The sequence below is a fragment of the Sphingobacterium thalpophilum genome, from assembly GCF_038396785.1.
Lineage (GTDB): Bacteria > Bacteroidota > Bacteroidia > Sphingobacteriales > Sphingobacteriaceae > Sphingobacterium > Sphingobacterium thalpophilum_A.
Genome location: NZ_CP151087.1, coordinates 202,193 through 218,317 on the forward strand (window position 1 = coordinate 202,193; position 16,125 = coordinate 218,317).

Sequence of the window (16,125 nt, forward strand, 5' to 3'; positions counted from 1 at the left end):
CCATTCATTTATAATTTGTAAATCTTCCTTTCTTGTCTGTGTTGATGGGAACGCTGATCTGTTTGACGCTGTGCTTTTTAAATTTATGCGACCACGAAAATATCTTGATTTCATTTCTCCAGCCTTTATACATTGTGTCCAGTATATCTGTTGCCACGGCGGGATGATAGAATTTAGCATTTTCGAATTCGATAGGCTGCAATGGAAAGTAGCTCTTCTTATCAAAAACATACCCGTCATTGGTATGGATTTTATTTCCGATTTCTTCAGTCCACCAGATGTCCACAAAGGGAAAAGTGTATTCATAGCCTTCTGTTTTATAACCGCCTTCTTTCCAGATTTTATAATATGTTTTTCCTGTTTTTGACCATGTCCATTCGGTCACATTATATATGTTGTCCTTTCGTATAGCAGGGATCAAAATTGTAAGATCTTCCTTTCTCACCATGAGATCGATATCATCGTCCCAGGGCATAATTTTTCCGCTATGCCTGATCGACCCGAGCAGCGTTCCAGCATGCAGAAATATCTTCACATCCAGTGATGCGGCAGTTTCCGAAAGGTAGCATAATATTTCCCGTACTTCTTTTATCTCGTCCTTCTCCCATGCGCTGTACGACTCAATGTATTCGATCATACTTTTTTTTCTTGCCAAATAAGAAGGGGCTTTGCGGTCGGCGAACATGGTCCAGTCCGTATCAGCGACAATCATCTTGATTTTACGGGTAATTCCCAGTTCCAAGAGCTGTTCTGCTAGTGGCCATCTTATTTCCGAACAGTTCTCTATGAGTTCCTTTATGGACTTCCTGGAGATAATATAGGACGAAGTACCCCAATAAAACCCAAATCTGCTGAATGCGATAGGCATTTTAAGACGTGTGTCCGAGTTAATGAGATCAAATGGGAATAGGACATGGAAATTTATATTTTGTTCCCGTAATACCGATTTTATTTCCGCTAGATCTTTTAAAATTACTGTCCCATGTTCCTGGATTAGGCAATAGTCTTTGCTGGAGTTTTCCAAAAAGTCTTTCCAGATCGCATGATGGACCTGAAATAAATTGACTTCGTAATCAGGAATCTTCGTTCCATACTTGCCCTGATAATCTTCTCCCAGAGCTAGTTGAGCCGATCCCTCTTTTGCCGACTTTTTGTAGTCGTTCTTATAATATTTTAGTGTAGGAGTTACCGTATATTTTTCCATTTGTTTCAATTGAACTGCTATCGAGCAATCTGTCAAGTCCTTCTGCGATGTAAAGGTCTTGGGGATGTGTTATTTTTATATTTTCGTAATTGCCCTGGCAGAGCTGTATTTTGTAGCCCGCCATTTCGACGATCGTTCCATCATCAAGCATGTCGGGCGTATAGTTTTGGCAGTATGCGGTTTTTATAATCTTGGAACGGAATACCTGCGGGTTTTGGACAATCTTGACGTACTGCCTATTAAGTGCGTTATTCTGGTTCTCTTTTGCTATCCGAATTGTGTTGACCGCATTAAAGACAGGCACCGCGGTACCGTACTGAGAAGCGGTGGTGTAAGCACCATCGATGGTTTCTAAGGTAACAAAAGGGCGTACGCCATCATGTATTCCGATCAGGTCGTTGTCACTGGAGTCAATAGATGCTAATCCATTTTTTACCGAATGAAATCTTTGTTCGCCACCGTCAATAAATGTTATTTCACGGATAAGCGGATAGTCAAGTTTAAGCTTGTTCCAGTGCGCAATGTGACCAGGGTTGATGACAACTCTTATCCTTTGAGGTTCAAAACGTTGTAGGAATTTATCGATGGTCTTAATGATCACCGGCATACCGTTTATCAATTGAAACTGCTTGCTCATAATGCCTCCGTATCTTTCCCCAAGACCTCCTGCAAGTATCACTATATAATTTTGGTGCATTTATTATTTGTCTTTTAAACGCTGAAAAATTTCTTTAAGTTTCTTTATGTGTAGATTAAATTTAGTAATTTTCATTTGTATTTACAAAATATAGTGTAAGGTTAATGTGTTTTTAACATTAAGTGTACGTAAATTTAATAGCCTAGGATTTTATGAAGTTGTTTTTTAAGCGTTTTCCATCTGAAATTCAGATGGATAAGATGGATTGTGGACCAACCTGCCTCAGGTTGATCGCAAAGTATTATGGACGGTTTTATCCGATCAATTTTTTAAGAGAACTATGCGGCACAACAAAAGAGGGGATCTCTATTATTAACCTGATCCATGCTGCTGAAAAAATAGGACTAAAGAGCAGGGGCGTTAAGTGTACCCTCGCACAGCTGCAGCACGATGTTCCACTCCCTGTTGTTGTTCACTGGAAAGATTCTCATTTTTTGATCGTATATAAAGTAGATAGAAAGTATTTTTACGTTTCTGACCCCAGTGCCGGACTAGTGAAACACCCCATAAAAACGTTTGTTAAAAACTGGTATAAATCGACAACAAAGAAAGGGGTGGTGATCGGATTTGAACCTGACGGTAATTTTTTTGATCTTCACCAGGAAGAGAATTTCAGGCGGAAGAAGAGTTTTAATACTATATTCCAATATTTTAAGCCATACCGGCTGAGTATTATTAACCTTTTTATTGTGATGCTTTTTGTCACAGGGCTTCAGGCCATCATCCCTTTTATTGCGCGGTCAATAATTGACATAGGTATAAGCACCCAGGATATGAATTTTGTCAATATTATGCTCTTTGCAAATATTACCATACTTTTAGCCACGACACTTTCCAATGCAGTAAGGGACTGGATTGTTCTCCATCTCACGAGCCGCATCAATATTTCTTTGATTTCTGATTATCTGGTCAAGCTTATGAAACTTCCCATTGGCTTTTTTGAGAACAAAATGATAGGTGATATTCTTCAGCGGGCACAGGATCATCAGCGTATCAAGGACTTTATTATGAGAGATGGATTTTGCGTAATGTCTTCTTTCTCGATCTTAAAATATTTCAGTAGTGAAATATCAAATTCGTAAAGTAGTGTCAGTAAAAGGTACAATCCACTCAAAAAATAGACCATAAAGTCTCTAAAAGTATATTTTTCACTCATACTAAAAATCAAAATTAAATGCTCTTATTTACCAGAGTAATAAATTTAGAAGGTTTATTTCCTACTTTGTTTATTCCCCTCCGCCTTAGTCTCCGCATCAACAACAACAATCTCAACGACGACATTTTCCATCAATTTTGAATCTGTGCCATCAGCTTTTTTCTTAGGAACTTTCTTATAATGAATTACAATTTGCTCATCTTTAGGTATTCCATTGGGAAAAAAATCATCTAAGCTTTTCAAACCAAACACATTCTTTAATATTCCCATATGGCGAACGTTATACTTTTCAGGTTGGTCGAGCGATTCGCATTTGCCTACAAAATTTTCAGCTAAGCCCATTTTTCCACTTAGTACTTCCTGCGACCACCCCCTTTCTCCACGCAGATCTTTAATATTAAAGATTAATTCGTACTCAATTCGAAATATAGCTTTCGTTTTATAAATTTTATCCATGTCAAAATTTTTACCACCAAATGTTTGGTGGTCTTAATGATTGTTTTTATATTTGTGTACCCAATCAAGGATTGGTAATAAATATGTTAACTATGTCTATTTTAAATAGACCATGAGTTGAACGAGCCTTTGAATCCGAAACTAGCAATTGAAAATTCAGCGTAAGGCAGCAAGTTTAACCCATGTCTAAAGATATTGTGTATCTTTGCACAATCTTTAGGCTGGGCTTGTTGATTGTTACGCTGTGGGATTGCTAGTTCCCGGATGATAGCAGGATACAAGTTCCAGCCTTCTTAATTCTAGCTCGTTCATATAACCAAAATGATTATGAGAACGAACACAAAAAACACCACCCATCACCCGCAATCGATCCAAGTTGGATTGACTAGGTATTCCCGCAAATCACTTTTAAAGAACATATTCCGCGCACCCGAATAGGTCGCGCTCCATCAAACACAGGCTGTAAAGAGCATTAAAGAGGGGAGGTCTTGACTTTCCTTAAAATGAAAAGACAGCTGAACCCGGTTCAGTTTAATTCTCTCTTTTTACGCCTGTCACCGACCTATACATTTATTTAATTGCATTAAAAGGTAATATTGGCCAATGATACAGCTTGATTTAATATTTGCACATTAAAATTAAGCAAATTTTCATTCAGTCCAAAGTTTTTACCTCTAGTTTTTATTGCAATCCAATAGCTGTGGTAGGTCGGTTTTTACTTCTTTCCGACAGGGAGCGCCATAATTAACCCTAATTTATGCTTTGAAATTGTATCAAGGCGCTTTTCGGACTTTTAATATTATTTGTCCATTTGGCATAGGTCGCATTTGACCTGTGCAATGACAAGCCTTTTGAACGTGAAAAAATCGCGAAGGGGAAAGCTATACTTTTAGCTGAGCGAGCATCCAAAGGTTTGTCGTACTCGATGAAACTAGATTATGAACCAACACGCAAACAATCTGCTACCCTTTGAGCTAGCATGTTATGAAATATACGACAATGGATACGATCCATTACATACCATTCGGGAGTTCTGGTCCCAACATACCATTACCGACTGTCAGGAAACCCTGTGGACCCTCTTCGAAAACTATAGAAAAGGCATCGCACAGGAAGATGCTGCCGACGTAAAGCAAATACATACCTTTTTGATGAAAGTATGCCGTGTGCTGATGGCTTATTTCCTGGTACACTTTCGTAAGATCGGCATCGATGCGGTGCCATTTACCTTTGCTGAGCCTGCCGAAGTCATTACGGCAGATCTGGAAGCCAAGCAAAGGATCCATAGTTTCTTTAATAGAATTGTTGAATAATACCTAATCCATAAGCAGATGATAAAAAGATCTAATCTATGCACTGCCTTATTGGATAAGGTAGTCAATATTCCAGTTATACAGATTACATTACTTGTAATCGTGTTCCTCTTAGTTTTTCAATCCTATTTAACTTGTTTTTTAAAGGCATTGAAGAACATAAGAGCTTTTATCGTATTAGCTCTTATGTTTCATATGTTTAGTATATCGGCTCAGACGCCCCGCAAGGACAGCGGGGCCGATGGGCCAACTCCGCTGCAGATCGGTGATACTATACCCGAATCACTTTGGAGTACGCCTTTGCAGGTTGTAAACCACTCCGATGGTAAGAAAGTCATTTCTTTAAATGACTACAGAGGAAGGCTCATTATCTTGGACTTCTGGGCGACTTGGTGTAGCCCCTGTGTAGCAGCCCTTCCAAAATTGCAAAAGCTACAGGCCGCTTTCAGCGACCAAATAGCGATAGTTCCCATTACCTTTCAAAAGGAACAGATTGTAAATACCTTTATAAAGCGTAATGAAATTGGTAAGAAGCTGAACTTCTCACTTGTCACCGGTGACACATTGCTTTCCACCGTTTTCCCGCATCAATTACTTTCACACTTGGTGTGGATTGATAAAAAGGGAATACTTAGGGCAACCACATGGTCTGAATATGCCAATGCTGCAAACATTAGTATGGTATTGGAAGGCAAAGTGCTAAACTGGACAATGAAAAATGACATGCTCCAATTTAATAAGGACATGCCGCTGCTCACATCTACAGAAAACGGGGCTCCAGTGCCATCAAAAATTTATTATACAATGTTTTCAGGGCATCTTAATGGTGTGAACCCAACTGTGGGTACATCTAGGGATAGCATAGCCAAATCAGTCCGTAAATACTTTATCAATGTAAGGTTGGTAAACCTTTGTGTGATCGCATGGGGAAAATCCATACCCGAACTATCTGCAAAGCAATATGTATATCCGACCGCTAAAAAAAGTATGTACGTCCGGCCTGAAGCTGTTTATAGTGAGGACTGGAATAGGGAAAATACCTATTGTTACGAGGCGGTGATGCCCGAACATACAAGCTCAGCAGATTTTAACGATATGCTGGCGCAAGACCTTAAACGCTATTTTGGCATAGCGGGATATTTGAATAGAACCAATATGCAATGCCTTGTTATCCGTTCTACAAAAACTGCTAGAAATAGGATTAAGGTCGGTATCAAACTATCTGATCTAATTTGGAACTTCAATAATACGATTTTTTCAGTTCCGCTGATTGTGGATGAAACGAATGATCCAACGAAGCAAGTCTCTTCTTCGATTATGCAGTGTAAAGATCTCATAAGTTTGCGTACATCGCTTGAAGCCGAGGGATATGCTTGTACGCTGGAAGATCGGGAGATAGAAACATTTACCATCCATAAAATCCGATAAGCCATGAAAAGCATAGTAATAATAATATTCGTTGCCTTAGCCGGAATGAAAGGGTTGATCGCTCAAACTACGCTGCTGGGGAAAGTTTTTGATACAGATACGCATAGGCCATTATCCCATTGTACTATAAAAGTTGGTGGAGAAGCAAATTTCCTTGTCACTGATGAGGGTGGAGTATTCAGTTTAAAAATCGATAAACCAACGGTGATTTTGATGATTAGTTATACGGGATATAAAAAGAAGGAAATACAGGTGGATCTTCCCCAAAAGGAAATGCTCTTAATTCCTATGGGTAAAGAGGTAGTGGCGCTGGAAGAAGTCAGTGTCATCAACACGGGGTATCAGAATATTCCAAAAGAAAGGGCTACGGGCTCATTTGAACATATCGACAGTGCCTTGTTTAACCGAAGGGTAGGGCCCGACGTGCTTTCGAGGCTGGAGGGAGTGACGGGAAGTTTACTAGTCGATAAAAGAAATGCCGACCAGGTGAAACTTCAAATAAGGGGAGTCAGTACGCTTTATGCTACCGATGATCCACTGATTATATTAGATAATTTTCCGTATGAGGGGGATATCAACAATATCAACCCTAATGATATAGCGTCGGTATCAGTTTTGAAGGATGCAGCAGCGGCATCCATCTGGGGTGCTAGGGCAGGAAATGGGGTTATTGTGCTCACCTCGAAAAAAGGTAGGTACAATCAGTCGGTTCATTTGGATCTGAATACAAACCTCACGATTGCACAAAAGCCTAATCTTTTTAACATTCCAATAATGTCTACCCCAGATTGTATTGAAGCGCAAAAGTTTTTGTTCAAAAATGGCTTTTATGATAATGAACTTAATGACTTAGATTATCACCCTCCAGTGGGACAACTGATTGAACTACTGGAAAAGCAGAAAAATACTCCGGAAAGTGACTTGGCGGGCATATCTGCTATTGATCAGCAGATTAAAGCATTGGGAAAGATTGATATTCGTAACGATTTTAAAAAATACCTATACAGGTCAGCTATTAACCAGCAGTATGCACTGAACCTGAATGGCGGGAATGAAAAAATAAAGTATGTGCTGAGTGCCGGCTATGATAAGACTGCCAGTGAGTTAAAAGGCAATAGCAGTGAGAGGTTCTCATTTCGTTTTAATCAAAGTCTGAAACCTATTAAAAATCTTGAAATTAGCACGAATATATTATTTACTCAAAATTCAACCCAATCCAACAGCCCTGGTGGTTATTTTGGAGCCTATTCGATCGGAAATAGACAGCTTTACCCGTATACAAGATTTGCTGATGAAGCGGGTAATCCCTTGCCTATTGAACGGAATCTGCGCCAATCTTATATCGATAGCCTGCAAACGACGGGTTTATTGGACTGGTCTTATAGGCCGTTAGAAGAATTGGAATTAGCCGACAATAGAAATAGGGGTAAAGACCTTCGGATCGGTGCGAATGGTACATATAGTTTTTCATCCGCCTTTAAACTGGATGTCCGTTATCAATATGGTACGTATGATGTAAATGGTAGGAATTACCATAATGCGAAAACCTATTTCGCACGTGATCTGATCAATAGATTTACAGATATATCGTCCGGTAAAATGATCCGAAATATTCCTTATGGAGGTATCCTTGATGAAAATGTGAGTCAGTTGACCGAAAACTCAATCCGTTCTCAGCTGAATTTCAACAAGAACTGGAAAAATGATCACCAAGTTGTCGCAATTGCTGGGATTGAAGCGAGGGAGATCAAAACTCAAAGTAAAACAACGCGAACTTATGGCTACGATGATAATCTGCTCACTTTTGTTCCCGTAGATTATGTTACGGAATTTCCGAGTTACAATAATTTATTTGGGTCGAATAGGATAGAGGGTAATCAGAATTTTGGTTCCTTGTTGAACCGTTTTATTTCGTTGTATAGTAATGTTTCATATACCTATAAAAAGCGATATACGGTAACAGGAAGTGCGCGGAAAGATGCTTCAAATTTATTTGGGGTAGAAACAAATAGAAAAGGAGTGCCACTATGGTCTGCAGGAGTCTTGTGGAATATTGCAGATGAACCTTTTTACAAGATTGATGGATTGTCAAATCTAAAACTAAGACTTACTTATGGTTTTAGTGGTAATCTGCCAGCGAACCAATCTGCCCTGGTAATTATGAACTATCAGCCCGCTACTGCAAGTCAGGTAAAACTTCCTTATGCAACCATTACCAATCCGCCAAATCCAAATTTGAGATGGGAAAAAGTTGGTATGTTCAATATGGGGCTTGATTTTGGGTTAAAGGGTAACAGGCTTTCTGGAACTATCGAATATTTCAATAAAAATGTAAGGGATATGCTTGGAAATAAGACGATGGACGCTTCTACAGGATTTAGCAGTATGGTGACCAATAGTGCCAATATGGAAGGACGAGGGTTGGATATAAACCTAAGCTCTGTGAATACAACTGGTGCCGTAAAATGGAGCTCCAATGTATTGTTCAGCTACGTAAAGAATAAACTTACGCGTTTCCTGACAAAACCATCAGTATATGCAAATAGTTATGTCAACAGTGGCGATTTAATTTCAATTGAAGGAAAAATGCCCTATATGGTGGTGAGTTATAAATGGGCAGGCTTGGATGGCAATAATGGTAATCCCCAGGGCTTTTATAACGGCGAGCTTAGTCAAGACTACTATAATCTCGTCTATAGTTCACTATTATCGGATGCGGTATTTCATGGCTCGCCCTTACCTTTATATTTCGGGGCAATACGCAATGATATATCCTGGGAAAATCTATCATTTTCGCTCAACATCAGCTACAATTTTGATTATTATTTCAGGCGCAACTCCATTGACTATTCTTTATTGGCAAGTTATGGGAAGGGGCATAGCGATTTTGCGCAACGCTGGCAAAAGCCAGGCGATGAAAAATTGACAAATGTACCTTCGTTTACCTATCCATTAGATAATGACCGTGACAACTTTTATGCACTTTCAGAAGCTACGGTAGAACGGGGCGATCATATCCGGCTAAATGATATGCAGATAAATTATAGCATCAACAAAAGTGGTCTATTTAAACAGATCCAGATTTATGCCTATCTGAACAACCTGAACATCATCTTATGGAAAGCCAATAAGAAAGGAGTTGACCCCAATTTTGTCAATGGTTTAAAAGCACCTTTAAGCATTGCTTTTGGGCTGAAGACAAGTCTCTAAATTAAAAGATTTAAATTATGAAAACTAGATTCTATTTCATCGTTATACTATGTAGCATGTTTTTGGGATGCAAGAAATATCTTGATGCAAAACCCGATAAAAAATTAGCTATACCAGCTAAGATAGCAGATTTGTGGGCACTGTTGGATAACTATACAAAGATGAATATGTCTTCTCCAAGAGCGGGAGAAGAATATGCAGACACGTATTATTTAACCGCTACGGGTTTCAAAGCGATTTCCAACATAAATACCCGCAATAATTATATTTGGAATGACAAGGGCGAGCTTTTTAGCGATTGGGTAAATGCTTACAGTGCGATTTTTTATGCCAATGTTGTATTGGATAAAGTTGATGACGTAGCTAAGAACGAGCCTGATGATATGCACCAATTTGATGCAGTTCGTGGATCTGCGTTGTTTTTTAGGACTTTTATGTTTTATGAATTGGCACAGATCTTTGCACCGCAATATGCGCAAAATACTTTATCGGCCCCATGCATTCCACTGCGTCTGAATCCTGATCCTACTATACCTTCGGTGAGGGCGACCGTTAGCGAATGCTATTCCCAAATGATAAACGACCTGCGTACTGCTGCCCGGCTCCTGCCTGAGAATTCAGAAACGAAAAACAGACCAAGCAAAGCTGCTGCTTTCGGACTGCTCGGCCGCATATATTTAAATATGGGGGATTATAAAAATGCCGCGTTGTATGCCGATTCCTGCCTGCGAATTTATAGTAAGCTGATGGACTATAATTCATTAAGTCCAACGGCAGCAGTACCCATCCCAAAATTTAATGAGGAAGTGATCTTTGCAAGCCGTTCTTTTAGTGAATCGTCGTTGCTGTACACATCAAGGTGCAGAATAGATACTGTCTTGTATAGGAGTTATGCGGAAAACGATCTCCGTAAAGACATCTTTTTTAAAGCTAACACGGACGGTTCTTTTACAGTAAAAGCGAGCTATGACGGGAGTTATGGAGGTGCTTATTTTAATGGTCTTGCTACGGATGAACAATACCTGATTTTGGCCGAATGTTATGCAAGATTGAACAATATACCGGCTGCAGTGCAGTATCTGAATCTTATGCTTGAAAAACGATTTTTGAAAGGCAAATATCAGGCAATACAGGCTAGTACTTCCCAACAGGCATTGGATATTGTTTTGTCGGAAAGAAGAAAGGAGCTGGTTTTTAGAGGTGTACGTTGGTCGGATATAAGAAGACTGAATAAAGAAGATCGGTACCGTATCTATCCGGTCAGAAAACTGGATAACGAACTGTTTGAATTAAAACAGGATGATAATCGGTATATCAGCTTGATTCCGTTAAAAATAATTGAAATTACCGGACTTCCACAAAATGAGCGTTAAAAGAGAACTGGAGGCCCATATATCGGCCTCCAGTTCCTTTATTTACAACTAATCTCAATTTACAACTAATCTCTTAATTTAACATTAGTCGTTTCCACACCGCTGGCTTGCGCATTATTGATTTCGTTTTTAAACGCAGTTGAAAACGAAGCAGGGTGCATTCCACTACCTTCCGGCGCATTAATTACACAGATCTCACCTACATTCGGACATAAATTTGCCGCTTCGGTTTCATTTGCAGGCTGTGTGCTTAACAGGGTATAGTTGCTTTCGGCAGTTCTTGACCCACTACCATTGTATTGATACCACTTAGTAGCAAATACTTTATTGGCATTGTGGTTTGAACTGTCTTTAACATCTGGCTTAAAAGCAAATGTTAGGGTCGCAATTCCGACCATAGTGGCTAGCGCAGACGCACTGAACCATCTTTTATTATTTTTAATGATTTTTTTTGAAATCATGGTTGTGGTCTTTTTTATACGTTCAAAAAAAGGTTGCCTCAAAAAACTTTGATTAATTTTTATTTTGTTGGGTGTCTTTTAGCAGACCTCGCTGGCCGGCTTTGCATCCCGATACGTTGCCGGCCTGTTCCCAGATGACCCCTAAGGGCCATCCGGGATTTCCGTGAACACTGCCCCTTTACGGTTGTGCAACGTTCGCTGTACAACTCTCTTCTGGGCGAAGGCAATCCGATGCGGTAAAGTGTCCAGTTGAAACGGGTCTTTGACCAGCCTGCTGACCAATGCCTCGGGCATAGACAGCAGATGCACCTGCGCCCTCCGGGACGAGTATAGCTCTCCGATGCAACGGAAAAGGGCTATCATCCTATTCAATATATGGTACTTTCTGTTCATAAAACTTTGTTTTACCTGATCCATTTGTCTGTTGGCAGCGGCGCATCCTTAGCGCGGCCTGCCCACTGGGCTTTTATTGTTTCTTCGTTTTTATCCTACTAACTTTTTCGTCGTTAACTTATACCAAAGTTCGGCCTTAAAGGAGCACTGGGCTTGGCCGAATCTGGAGTTGGGTATGTACCGGATTGAAGTGATGATAGGGTATGGCAATAAAAAATCCCCTCGGGAGGGGATGCTGCGGTTAAATTTTCAAAGGTGTATTGTGGTGGCTTCTTGGATAATCTCGTCAATGAATGCCAGATATTCGTTTTCGCTTTTAAAATTTGGCTTAATTTTCCGATCTACTCGATAAAGAATATGATCGCGTATAAAGGCTTCTTCAAAAACAGAACAGATAATTACATATTTATGTGTCAGGTCAATCTTCGAAAGAAGATGATTTACTTCAAGATAATCACCACCGCTGCTTAAGATCAATAGCTCGGCTTTCGCAGCAGACAGTTCCAGCGTTTCCTCACGAATTTCTATTAAACGAGGGTGTTTGGTGAGGGTTGTGACGATATCCACTTTTGATAGATTGATCATCTGCCAGGCCACATAGCTATAGCTCGTTTTAATGGGTAATGGCTGCCGTGGTGCCGCTACCTTTCTCGCATGGGACAAAAGATAATAAAGCATAGCCTTTGGAGAATAAATGTTGCCAGCAACATTTGCTGCCTTGATTACCTCTTCATCAAGCTGATAATTTTCAGGGAAATAGGAGGCGGCCATTTCGATACAAATACGTAGCGGGCCATATTTCCAGGCTCTATATTTTCCACAGACTTTTCTCGCAATAATCTTGCTTTTGTCAGCTGGCTCAGCTACAAAAAAATTTCCGATCGCTCTAAAAAATTTTCCGGTTTTTTGAATGATTTCTCTCATGTTTTTAGGTTACTAGGTTAATTTAATAATAAATTTTATAAATAGTCTTGGGTATGCCGCTTAAAAAACTCCGTTGCGGTCATGCCCGTTTTCTTTTTAAAAAAGCGCGCAAAGCTGCTGGGTGACGCATAGCCCAGTTCATAGGCGATTGCATCGGTAGGCATACCGTCTACAATATATTTCTTGGCGAGATCTAGCATGAATTCTATTTTCAGCTCTTGGGGACTCTGTCCATAATGAAGTTGGATAAGCTGATGCAGATAGTCCATACTGATTCCGAGCTGCCAGGCAATATCGTCCAGTTTAAAATCCTGGCCAAGCTCGGCTACTGCCTGCTTAATGGCTGCATGGGCTTCTTTGGATTTGATTTGGGATTCCGAAATCTTGTCATATTCTTCAAAGATCTTTTCCTTCGATAGCTGGATCAGTTTCTTGATACCCCAGAGGATATTGACCTCACTATCGAGGTCGCCTTTCTTGATTTTTGACGCAATGGTTTTTAGCAATGAAATAGTCCTGGTGCCGGCACGGAAATCGATGCTACACCACGAATTCGGATCGTGTTTTCGATAGGCATGGATCAAGGCGTGAAGAAACTGGAAGGGACGCTCATTGCCATCGCGAAAAATGCTGCCGCGGAAATAGAAGTTAACGAGGGTATACCTTCCGGCAGGAACATGGATTTCATAATCACTTCTGGTTAAGTAGAAGTAGCGGCCGCGATTGCAAGAAATGCTGTAACTGATCCGCTTCTGGACATCCCTGATCTGAATGGCACGATCTTCTGTGAAGAGATAAAAGATATGCATATCCGACGCTGTGACTTGCATCGGAATGACAATATTGGCAGGTAGATACAGATCCAATATATTGATGTAGCCGAGCATGCCATCAAACTGCTGCAGGCAGGCTTGCCCATGTTGGTTTTCGTAATGTTGATAGTCCGCATTGGACATGCTTATGCTTGGCTTGAGCGTATCAGTTCTCGGACTGATCGGCTGGTCAAATACTTGTGCGATATCGATCTGTAGTGCTGTTTTCATAATGGTGTATAAGTCAATAAAAATCCCCCCGGTCAGGATTTCGGTATGATCGGGGGAAATGGTTTTTGGATAACGTGGTGTTGGATTACTGCTGCGGACCCGTGTAGGAAATCCGGATAAACAGGGGAGTGAACATCATCGTCGCCACACCATCCTGCCATTCATTGAGGCCGTGAACCATAAGCTCCTTAAATTCTGGATCATCATCATCACCCTTGTCTTCTTTTTGAAATTGAAGTACGTTGCCCTGCATGAGATAATTGCTGATAGCCGTGCCAAGTTGTTTCCGAAATCCAGGTGAAAAATCATAGAGCTGCTCCACCTGATGGGGCTTCAAGTCAAAATTGTATTCCATCCAGTTTGCAAAATCGTCTTTAAGAAGTTGCATCTCGAGCGCGCGCTCCGCTAAGGGTAGCGCAAGAAGCGTGGCTACTTTTTGTGCCACACCTGCATTGTCAAAGTTCACTTTCATACAAATTGTGTTTTTGCAAATATTTATTTAAATAGATCAAATTAGCAACCGACCTGTCCTAACCTCCGGTATTTTGGAGGATAATCTTCTTTTGGCTGATTAAATTTTGCTTAATATTTGATTTTATTTAGTAAATTGGTTCTGTAAACCAGTATAAACCTGAGCCATTTAAGAGAGCTTGACATAACATATGAAAGTATTAAAACTAACGGTGGAGAGTTTACTCATCTCCATGCTTTTTAATTTAATCGGAAATCACGGTATTTATCTGAATCGATTCTGGACACAGACCTATTGGATGTGGACAGTGGCATTTGCAATTGCGATTGGTGTTGCGGTCGTGTTCACGCAGATGTTTCTTGAAGCCTTTTGGACTTATTGGCAGAAGCGGTACCCTGCTTTGATACTCATGAGCAAGGGGAGGGTCATGACCAAGAGTATACCCAAAGGTCAGCTCTGCTGTGCAATTCTTGCTACAACTATATCGATTCTATCGATTTATCTCTTCATTATCTATTGTTTCGCTTCTGTGCGCAGCGAAGATACGTACAGCTTGTTAAGAAGCTATCTGCTGCATTATATGCCTTTTATTGGTCTAGGCTTTATAGCCTACGTGATCTATGTTTTTCGTAACGGCAAATTATGGTGGCTAACAACTGAAAATGTGATGGCTTTGTTAGGGAAAGAGGTCATGTCGCAGGAAAACACAACAGATAGAGCGGGAACTATAGCACCTCCAAGTGCATTGGATAGGACTATCGTAATCGGATCACTCTATGATGTGCTGCATAAAGATTCGCCATTCAATTTAAATACCTTGCAGATGGATGCTGTACGTATGTTTGATGTGCCCTTTTATTTTTCCCAAAAAAGAAAAAAAGAAGTCGTCCTGATCAATGGTATCCGTTTGGAAGCCCATCATTTCATGCAGGAGCTAGAAAGGTTGGGGCTTGATAAATGGTATTTCCGCATCAATAAAACCTGTAGGGTAAATATGATGCTCGTCCGTCAACCGATATTGCCAAATGCCACTTACCTGGAGTTTCGTAAGGAAGTGTTTGACAGCCTCAAGTTGAATATGACGGAATTGGAGATCAGCAACCTGCTGCAGATAACCGAATGGATGCGCAAAGAAAAAAAACTAAAGGATTTTTTGGATAACGTCAATAACCTGGAGCATGAGGGATGGGATAACCTTATTCGGCTCAATTGAATCATCCCACTTTATAAACTTAGATAGACCGAGCGCAGTAGACAACAGGTCTGCTGCTGCGCTGGATTTCGGCGGTTAGTCGAGCTAACCTTACCCGTTTATGTTTTTTGTAAAAGGATCTCCCGATCAACAGGAGATCACGCCTCGTTTTGTGTCCAATGCGACAGCTATTCACCTAAAAATCCACTATTCTTTTCAATTAAAGTCAGGCATCGGATATACGCCCTTAGCGGCCAAGCTGGACCGTATCCTCGACCTGCTGCAAGAACAGCAGTATACGGAGCTCCACAAGCTGACCGGTACAATGACCATCCACGAAGTCGCCTATTTTTTGAGCAAAAGTGTGCGCACCATCGAGCGGCGTATCGCCAAAGGCCTGCTCAAAGCCACCTATAAAGAGGGTAATGCGGATCTCTTTCTCAAAAAAGATGTGGTGCAGCTGTATGTGACCGAATATAAAAAATGGCCGCGGCAAATGCCTTAAATCCCTACGCTATTCGTACCTGCTTCGTATTGTCTTCGGGGCTGCATGTAACAGCCGCTGTTAATCCGTTGCTGAACAGTAATTCCCTGTTCGGAGACTGGTGAAGGTCTGGTCAGTATCTGTACAAGATCTATTGCTGATCCGAAGCAGGTACGGAGAAGGTCCGAAGCAAAGGCCCGAGACTGCTGCTCAAACCCGTAGTTTTTGAAGTGCCAGACGGCGGTGTACCTGGAATATGCCCGATTGCAGGGGCTTGTTTTATAGCGGCTATCGTATAGTCTCCGACAGGTCTCCGACA

14 protein-coding genes are annotated in these 16,125 nt (G+C 40.7%); 7 read left to right on the top strand and 7 right to left on the bottom strand.

What is annotated here, in order from left to right; translation table 11 throughout:
* Positions 1-4: 4 nt before the first annotated feature.
* Together AACH28_RS00925 and AACH28_RS00930 are read right to left on the bottom strand one after the other, a co-directional pair.
* Entirely contained in the window at positions 5-1,204 is a 1,200-nt protein-coding gene (locus AACH28_RS00925; RefSeq protein ID WP_341831972.1) for a LicD family protein, read from the bottom strand.
* Positions 1,164-1,901, bottom strand: a complete 738-nt coding sequence (locus AACH28_RS00930; protein WP_341831973.1) for an IspD/TarI family cytidylyltransferase — start codon at positions 1,899-1,901, stop codon at positions 1,164-1,166. Before AACH28_RS00930 ends, AACH28_RS00925 begins: the two co-directional genes overlap by 41 nt.
* Positions 1,902-2,053: 152 nt before the next feature.
* Here AACH28_RS00930 and AACH28_RS00935 point away from each other — a divergent pair, with 152 nt between their 5' ends.
* On the top strand, positions 2,054-2,983 hold the full coding sequence (locus AACH28_RS00935) for a cysteine peptidase family C39 domain-containing protein (RefSeq protein WP_341831974.1): 930 nt from the start codon (positions 2,054-2,056) through the stop codon (positions 2,981-2,983).
* Between the two features lie 128 nt (positions 2,984-3,111).
* On the opposite strand, the gene AACH28_RS00940 is transcribed toward AACH28_RS00935, so the two are convergent.
* On the bottom strand, positions 3,112-3,513 hold the full coding sequence (locus AACH28_RS00940; RefSeq protein ID WP_341831975.1) for a hypothetical protein: 402 nt from the start codon (positions 3,511-3,513) through the stop codon (positions 3,112-3,114).
* 938 nt (positions 3,514-4,451) lie between these two features.
* On the opposite strand from AACH28_RS00940, the gene AACH28_RS00945 reads away from it, so the two are divergent.
* The 4 genes from AACH28_RS00945 to AACH28_RS00960 are packed head-to-tail and all read left to right on the top strand — an operon-like array spanning position 4,452 to position 10,837.
* On the top strand, positions 4,452-4,826 hold the full coding sequence (locus AACH28_RS00945; protein ID WP_341831976.1) for a hypothetical protein: 375 nt from the start codon (positions 4,452-4,454) through the stop codon (positions 4,824-4,826).
* A gap of 18 nt (positions 4,827-4,844) precedes the next feature.
* Entirely contained in the window at positions 4,845-6,254 is a 1,410-nt protein-coding gene (locus AACH28_RS00950; RefSeq protein WP_341831977.1) for a TlpA disulfide reductase family protein, read from the top strand.
* A 3-nt stretch (positions 6,255-6,257) separates the two neighbouring features.
* The gene (locus AACH28_RS00955) at positions 6,258-9,464 is read left to right on the top strand and encodes a SusC/RagA family TonB-linked outer membrane protein (RefSeq protein WP_341831978.1); all 3,207 of its coding nucleotides are present in this window, start codon (positions 6,258-6,260) and stop codon (positions 9,462-9,464) included.
* Between the two features lie 17 nt (positions 9,465-9,481).
* The gene (locus AACH28_RS00960) at positions 9,482-10,837 is read left to right on the top strand and encodes a RagB/SusD family nutrient uptake outer membrane protein (protein WP_341831979.1); all 1,356 of its coding nucleotides are present in this window, start codon (positions 9,482-9,484) and stop codon (positions 10,835-10,837) included.
* A 65-nt stretch (positions 10,838-10,902) separates the two neighbouring features.
* Here the strand turns inward: AACH28_RS00960 and AACH28_RS00965 are convergent, their stop codons facing one another.
* The 4 genes from AACH28_RS00965 to AACH28_RS00980 all read right to left on the bottom strand — a co-directional run bounded on the left by AACH28_RS00965 (position 10,903) and on the right by AACH28_RS00980 (position 14,130).
* Positions 10,903-11,298: a hypothetical protein gene (locus AACH28_RS00965; RefSeq protein WP_112376318.1), complete on the bottom strand. Its 396-nt coding sequence runs from the start codon at positions 11,296-11,298 to the stop codon at positions 10,903-10,905.
* A gap of 642 nt (positions 11,299-11,940) precedes the next feature.
* On the bottom strand, positions 11,941-12,615 hold the full coding sequence (locus AACH28_RS00970) for a hypothetical protein (protein ID WP_341831980.1): 675 nt from the start codon (positions 12,613-12,615) through the stop codon (positions 11,941-11,943).
* Positions 12,616-12,650: 35 nt separating this feature from the next.
* Positions 12,651-13,658 carry a helix-turn-helix domain-containing protein gene (locus AACH28_RS00975; RefSeq protein WP_341831981.1) on the bottom strand — a complete coding sequence of 336 codons (1,008 nt, stop codon included), beginning with the start codon at positions 13,656-13,658 and terminating at the stop codon, positions 12,651-12,653.
* 85 nt (positions 13,659-13,743) lie between these two features.
* The gene (locus AACH28_RS00980; RefSeq protein WP_341831982.1) at positions 13,744-14,130 is read right to left on the bottom strand and encodes a hypothetical protein; all 387 of its coding nucleotides are present in this window, start codon (positions 14,128-14,130) and stop codon (positions 13,744-13,746) included.
* 190 nt (positions 14,131-14,320) lie between these two features.
* Here AACH28_RS00980 and AACH28_RS00985 point away from each other — a divergent pair, with 190 nt between their 5' ends.
* On the top strand, positions 14,321-15,343 hold the full coding sequence (locus tag AACH28_RS00985) for a hypothetical protein (protein WP_341831983.1): 1,023 nt from the start codon (positions 14,321-14,323) through the stop codon (positions 15,341-15,343).
* A 100-nt stretch (positions 15,344-15,443) separates the two neighbouring features.
* The gene (locus tag AACH28_RS00990; RefSeq protein WP_286726974.1) at positions 15,444-15,827 is read left to right on the top strand and encodes a hypothetical protein; all 384 of its coding nucleotides are present in this window, start codon (positions 15,444-15,446) and stop codon (positions 15,825-15,827) included.
* Positions 15,828-16,125 lie beyond the last annotated feature (298 nt).

Bases quoted from the DNA above. Each gene is read 5' to 3' on its own strand.
- AACH28_RS00975 (WP_341831981.1), bottom strand. From the start codon at position 13,658: ATGAAAACAGCACTACAGATCGATATCGCACAAGTATTTGACCAGCCG.
- AACH28_RS00940 (WP_341831975.1), bottom strand. From the start codon at position 3,513: ATGGATAAAATTTATAAAACGAAAGCTATATTTCGAATTGAGTACGAA.
- AACH28_RS00990 (WP_286726974.1), top strand. From the start codon at position 15,444: ATGTTTTTTGTAAAAGGATCTCCCGATCAACAGGAGATCACGCCTCGT.
- AACH28_RS00960 (WP_341831979.1), top strand. From the start codon at position 9,482: ATGAAAACTAGATTCTATTTCATCGTTATACTATGTAGCATGTTTTTG.
- AACH28_RS00950 (WP_341831977.1), top strand. From the start codon at position 4,845: ATGATAAAAAGATCTAATCTATGCACTGCCTTATTGGATAAGGTAGTC.
- AACH28_RS00930 (WP_341831973.1), bottom strand. From the start codon at position 1,901: ATGCACCAAAATTATATAGTGATACTTGCAGGAGGTCTTGGGGAAAGA.
- AACH28_RS00970 (WP_341831980.1), bottom strand. From the start codon at position 12,615: ATGAGAGAAATCATTCAAAAAACCGGAAAATTTTTTAGAGCGATCGGA.
- AACH28_RS00955 (WP_341831978.1), top strand. From the start codon at position 6,258: ATGAAAAGCATAGTAATAATAATATTCGTTGCCTTAGCCGGAATGAAA.
- AACH28_RS00965 (WP_112376318.1), bottom strand. From the start codon at position 11,298: ATGATTTCAAAAAAAATCATTAAAAATAATAAAAGATGGTTCAGTGCG.
- AACH28_RS00985 (WP_341831983.1), top strand. From the start codon at position 14,321: ATGAAAGTATTAAAACTAACGGTGGAGAGTTTACTCATCTCCATGCTT.
- AACH28_RS00945 (WP_341831976.1), top strand. From the start codon at position 4,452: ATGAACCAACACGCAAACAATCTGCTACCCTTTGAGCTAGCATGTTAT.
- AACH28_RS00925 (WP_341831972.1), bottom strand. From the start codon at position 1,204: ATGGAAAAATATACGGTAACTCCTACACTAAAATATTATAAGAACGAC.
- AACH28_RS00980 (WP_341831982.1), bottom strand. From the start codon at position 14,130: ATGAAAGTGAACTTTGACAATGCAGGTGTGGCACAAAAAGTAGCCACG.
- AACH28_RS00935 (WP_341831974.1), top strand. From the start codon at position 2,054: ATGAAGTTGTTTTTTAAGCGTTTTCCATCTGAAATTCAGATGGATAAG.